This window comes from Paenibacillus sp. FSL K6-1230 (assembly GCF_038002385.1).
Taxonomy (GTDB): domain Bacteria; phylum Bacillota; class Bacilli; order Paenibacillales; family Paenibacillaceae; genus Paenibacillus; species Paenibacillus massiliensis.
The window spans coordinates 1-4908 of sequence record NZ_JBBOCK010000006.1; the positions used below are offsets into that span (position 1 = coordinate 1).

The 4908-nt window shown below is 51.1% G+C and carries 5 tRNA genes and 3 rRNA genes; all 8 read right to left on the reverse strand.

The annotated features are described in order from the left end of the window. Positions 1-76 precede the first annotated feature (76 nt). A tRNA-Asp gene (locus MKX74_RS28065) sits at positions 77-152 on the reverse strand. 21 nt (positions 153-173) lie between these two features. Further along, positions 174-245, reverse strand: a tRNA-Glu gene (locus MKX74_RS28070). Between the two features lie 13 nt (positions 246-258). Then, a tRNA-Lys gene (locus MKX74_RS28075) sits at positions 259-334 on the reverse strand. A gap of 13 nt (positions 335-347) precedes the next feature. Further along, positions 348-423: transfer RNA gene (locus tag MKX74_RS28080), tRNA-Thr, on the reverse strand. A gap of 4 nt (positions 424-427) precedes the next feature. Then, positions 428-503 (reverse strand) — tRNA-Val (locus MKX74_RS28085). Positions 504-508: 5 nt separating this feature from the next. Next, positions 509-624, reverse strand: a 5S ribosomal RNA gene (rrf, locus tag MKX74_RS28090). 48 nt (positions 625-672) lie between these two features. Further along, positions 673-3595 (reverse strand): 23S ribosomal RNA (locus tag MKX74_RS28095). Positions 3596-3741: 146 nt separating this feature from the next. After that, positions 3742-4908 (reverse strand): 16S ribosomal RNA (locus MKX74_RS28100); the annotation flags it as partial.

The window sequence follows — 4908 nt, forward strand, 5'->3', positions numbered from 1 at the left end:
TCAGTCCTCTGCTCTACCGACTGAGCTACCGAGCCAAAACTATATATAAAACCACTAATGGTGGTATAAACAAAAGTGGCGGTCCCGACCGGGGTCGAACCGGCGATCTCCTGCGTGACAGGCAGGCATGTTAACCACTACACCACGGGACCAAAAATGAACATAAAAAAACATGACTCGTACGGGATTCGAACCCGTGTTACCGCCGTGAAAGGGCGGTGTCTTAACCACTTGACCAACGGGCCACGAAAAATAAAATGGTGAGCCATGAAGGACTCGAACCTTCGACCCTCTGATTAAAAGTCAGATGCTCTACCAACTGAGCTAATGGCTCTTACAATAAAAACTGGTGCCGACTAGAGGACTTGAACCCCCAACCTACTGATTACAAGTCAGTTGCTCTACCAATTGAGCTAAGTCGGCTAAATGGTGGAGGATGACGGGATCGAACCGCCGACCCCCTGCTTGTAAGGCAGGTGCTCTCCCAGCTGAGCTAATCCTCCATTTTGCCTGGCAACGTCCTACTCTCACAGGGACAAGGTCCCAACTACCATCGGCGCTAGAGAGCTTAACTTCCGTGTTCGGTATGGGAACGGGTGTGACCTCTCTGCCATCATCACCAAACTATGAAGGCATATTCCTTCAAAACTAGATAACATTGCTACATATTATATGGTTAAGTCCTCGATCTATTAGTATTCGTCAGCTCCACATGTCACCATGCTTCCACCTCGAACCTATCAACCTGATCATCTTTCAGGGATCTTACTAGCTTACGCTATGGGAAATCTCATCTTGAGGGGGGCTTCATGCTTAGATGCTTTCAGCACTTATCCCTTCCGCACATAGCTACCCAGCTATGCCCTTGGCAGAACAACTGGTACACCAGCGGTGCGTCCATCCCGGTCCTCTCGTACTAAGGACAGCTCCTCTCAAATTTCCTACGCCCACGACGGATAGGGACCGAACTGTCTCACGACGTTCTGAACCCAGCTCGCGTACCGCTTTAATGGGCGAACAGCCCAACCCTTGGGACCGACTACAGCCCCAGGATGCGATGAGCCGACATCGAGGTGCCAAACCTCCCCGTCGATGTGGACTCTTGGGGGAGATAAGCCTGTTATCCCCGGGGTAGCTTTTATCCGTTGAGCGATGGCCCTTCCATGCGGAACCACCGGATCACTAAGCCCGACTTTCGTCCCTGCTCGACTTGTAGGTCTCGCAGTCAAGCTCCCTTATGCCTTTGCACTCTACGAATGATTTCCAACCATTCTGAGGGAACCTTTGGGCGCCTCCGTTACACTTTAGGAGGCGACCGCCCCAGTCAAACTGCCCACCTGACACTGTCTCCCGGGTCGATAAGACCCGTAGGTTAGAATTTCAATACAGTCAGGGCGGTATCCCACCAGCGCCTCCACCGAAGCTAGCGCTCCGGTTTCAAAGGCTCCCGCCTATCCTGTACAAACTGTACCAAAATTCAATATCAGGCTACAGTAAAGCTCCACGGGGTCTTTCCGTCCTGTCGCGGGTAACCTGCATCTTCACAGGTACTATAATTTCACCGAGTCTCTGGTTGAGACAGTGCCCAAATCGTTACACCTTTCGTGCGGGTCGGAACTTACCCGACAAGGAATTTCGCTACCTTAGGACCGTTATAGTTACGGCCGCCGTTTACTGGGGCTTCAGTTCAGAGCTTCGCTTACGCTAACCCCTCTCCTTAACCTTCCAGCACCGGGCAGGTGTCACCCCCTATACTTCGCCTTACGGCTTCGCAGAGAGCTGTGTTTTTGCTAAACAGTCGCTTGGGCCTATTCACTGCGGCTTTCCGTTAAGAAAGCACCCCTTCTCCCGAAGTTACGGGGTCATTTTGCCGAGTTCCTTAACCAGAGTTCTCTCGCACACCTTAGGATTCTCTCCTCGCCTACCTGTGTCGGTTTGCGGTACAGGCACCTTTTATCTCGCTAGAAGCTTTTCTTGGCAGCGGGGAATCAAAGACTTCGCTCCATAAGGAGCTTCCCCATCACAGCTCAGCCTTCACGATAAGCGGATTTGCCTACTTATCAGCCTAACTGCTTGGACGTGCACAACCAATCGCACGCTTCTTCTATCCTTCTGCGTCCCTCCATTGCTCAAACGATAAAGAGGTGGTACAGGAATATCAACCTGTTGTCCATCGCCTACGCCTGTCGGCCTCGGCTTAGGTCCTGACTAACCCTGAGCGGACGAGCCTTCCTCAGGAAACCTTAGGCATTCGGTGGACGGGATTCTCACCCGTCTTTCGCTACTCATACCGGCATTCTCACTTCTAAGCACTCCACCAGTCCTTACGGTCTGACTTCACTGTCCTTAGAACGCTCCCCTACCACTGATACCATTCGGTATCAATCCGCAGCTTCGGTGGTGTATTTAGCCCCGGTACATTTTCGGCGCAGAGTCACTCGACTAGTGAGCTATTACGCACTCTTTAAATGGTGGCTGCTTCTAAGCCAACATCCTAGTTGTCTAAGCAACTCCACATCCTTTTCCACTTAATACACACTTTGGGACCTTAGCTGGCGGTCTGGGCTGTTTCCCTTTTGACTACGGATCTTATCACTCGCAGTCTGACTCCTAAGGATAAGTCATTGGCATTCGGAGTTTGACTGAATTCGGTAATCCGATGAGGACCCCTAGTCCAATCAGTGCTCTACCTCCAAGACTCTTACACTTAAGGCTAGCCCTAAAGCTATTTCGGGGAGAACCAGCTATCTCCAGGTTCGATTGGAATTTCTCCGCTACCCACACCTCATCCCCGCACTTTTCAACGTGCGTGGGTTCGGGCCTCCATTCAGTGTTACCTGAACTTCACCCTGGACATGGGTAGATCACCTGGTTTCGGGTCTACGACCACGTACTAAACGCCCTATTCAGACTCGCTTTCGCTGCGGCTCCGCCTCTTCAGCTTAACCTCGCACGGGATCGTAACTCGCCGGTTCATTCTACAAAAGGCACGCCATCACCCGTTAACGGGCTCTGACTATTTGTAGGCACACGGTTTCAGGATCTCTTTCACTCCCCTTCCGGGGTGCTTTTCACCTTTCCCTCACGGTACTGGTTCACTATCGATCACTAGGGAGTATTTAGCCTTGGGAGATGGTCCTCCCAGATTCCGACGGAATTTCACGTGTTCCGCCGTACTCAGGATACATTCAAGAGAGAACGAAGTTTCGACTACGGGGTTGTTACCCTCTACGACGGACCTTTCCAGGTCGCTTCGTCTACCTCGTTCCTTTGTAACTCCGTATAGAATGTCCTACAACCCCAAGAGGCAAGCCTCTTGGTTTGGGCTATGTTCCGTTTCGCTCGCCGCTACTCAGGAAATCGCATTTGCTTTCTCTTCCTCCAGGTACTTAGATGTTTCAGTTCCCTGGGTCTGTCTTCCTTACCCTATGTATTCAGGTAAGGATACCATACCATTACGTATGGTGGGTTTCCCCATTCGGAAATCTTCGGATCAAAGCTTACTTACAGCTCCCCGAAGCATATCGGCGTTAGTCCCGTCCTTCATCGACTCCTAGTGTCAAGGCATCCACCGTGCGCCCTTTCTAACTTAACCAAACTAAAAATTAAAAAATATGAGCTACACTGTTATCTAGTTTTCAAAGAACATACATTTATATATGAGAGATAGTTCTCTCAAAACTGAACAAAACGAAACACGGAAACTTATATTGATGAACAGCGTTCATCAATTCTCCATAGAAAGGAGGTGATCCAGCCGCACCTTCCGATACGGCTACCTTGTTACGACTTCACCCCAATCATCTGTCCCACCTTAGGCGGCTGGCTCCAAAAAGGTTACCCCACCGACTTCGGGTGTTACAAACTCTCGTGGTGTGACGGGCGGTGTGTACAAGGCCCGGGAACGTATTCACCGCGGCATGCTGATCCGCGATTACTAGCGATTCCAGCTTCATGTAGGCGAGTTGCAGCCTACAATCCGAACTGAGAACGGTTTTATGAGATTAGCTCCACCTCGCGGTCTTGCAGCTCTTTGTACCGTCCATTGTAGCACGTGTGTAGCCCAGGTCATAAGGGGCATGATGATTTGACGTCATCCCCACCTTCCTCCGGTTTGTCACCGGCAGTCACCTTAGAGTGCCCAACTAAATGATGGCAACTAAGATCAAGGGTTGCGCTCGTTGCGGGACTTAACCCAACATCTCACGACACGAGCTGACGACAACCATGCACCACCTGTCACTCTGCTCCCGAAGGAGAAGCCCTATCTCTAGGGTTGTCAGAGGATGTCAAGACCTGGTAAGGTTCTTCGCGTTGCTTCGAATTAAACCACATGCTCCACCGCTTGTGCGGGCCCCCGTCAATTCCTTTGAGTTTCAGCCTTGCGGCCGTACTCCCCAGGCGGAGTGCTTAATGCGTTAACTTCAGCACTAAAGGGCGGAAACCCTCTAACACTTAGCACTCATCGTTTACGGCGTGGACTACCAGGGTATCTAATCCTGTTTGCTCCCCACGCTTTCGCGCCTCAGTGTCAGTTACAGACCAGAAAGTCGCCTTCGCCACTGGTGTTCCTCCATATCTCTACGCATTTCACCGCTACACATGGAATTCCACTTTCCTCTTCTGCACTCAAGTCTCCCAGTTTCCAATGACCCTCCACGGTTGAGCCGTGGGCTTTCACATCAGACTTAAGAAACCACCTGCGCGCGCTTTACGCCCAATAATTCCGGATAACGCTTGCCACCTACGTATTACCGCGGCTGCTGGCACGTAGTTAGCCGTGGCTTTCTGGTTAGGTACCGTCAAGGTGCCAGCTTATTCAACTAGCACTTGTTCTTCCCTAACAACAGAGTTTTACGACCCGAAAGCCTTCATCACTCACGCGGCGTTGCTCCGTCAGACTTTCGT